Source organism: Paenibacillus marchantiophytorum (assembly GCF_014640555.1).
Taxonomy (GTDB): Bacteria; Bacillota; Bacilli; order Paenibacillales; family NBRC-103111; genus Paenibacillus_E; species Paenibacillus_E marchantiophytorum.
Genome location: NZ_BMHE01000146.1, coordinates 1 through 675 on the forward strand (window position 1 = coordinate 1; position 675 = coordinate 675).

Sequence of the window (675 nt, forward strand, 5' to 3'; positions counted from 1 at the left end):
TGATATGGCCATCAAGCGATTCGTGGGTGTGCCGATGTCATTTACAGGTTTCGACCATAGCACGCTTGGTCTTAACCGTGATCGCATGGGTGACGAGCTCTTCCACGCTTGCTTTCACTATATTCTCGCTCAAGCCAAGGCTTACGGGCTCTGGGGAAAGACGACGGATAATTGGTTGGTTGATTCGTTTCATACCGTAGCTCGTGCTTCCCGCATGGGGAGTTTGCGTTTGGTGAAGCATGGCATCTTGAATATTCTCCAGCACCTTAAACGTACCCATCCTTCGTTGTTTAACCACGCGATGAATGAGCTGGATTGCACAAAATGGTTTGAACGGCTACCCTACGAAGCTTCACCGGAGGAACAAACAGCGGCTTTTAGCTTGCTCATCTCCCGGGCCTATTCGCTTTTGTCCTGGTTCGAGCATGGCCACGCCCACCAGGTATTTTGGCAATGGGAAGATAAGAAGCAGCAGCTTTGCGCGCTAGAGTTGCAGGCGCTGCTGTGCCTCATCCTTCAGCAAAACACACGCCCCACACCGGACGGTATGTCCCCCGAAAAGAAGTACGAGAAGATTCCAAAGAAGCAAAGAGCGACGGACCGGATCGTCAATCCACACTTCCCTGATTTGCGCCATGGCTATAAGTCGTCCAAGCAACCTTTTACAGGTGACAA

1 protein-coding gene is annotated in these 675 nt (G+C 51.3%); it reads left to right on the forward strand.

Annotated elements, in window-relative coordinates; translation table 11 throughout:
- On the forward strand, positions 1–675 hold a 675-nt coding region (locus IEY34_RS36380; RefSeq protein ID WP_505817155.1), incomplete at both ends, for a transposase.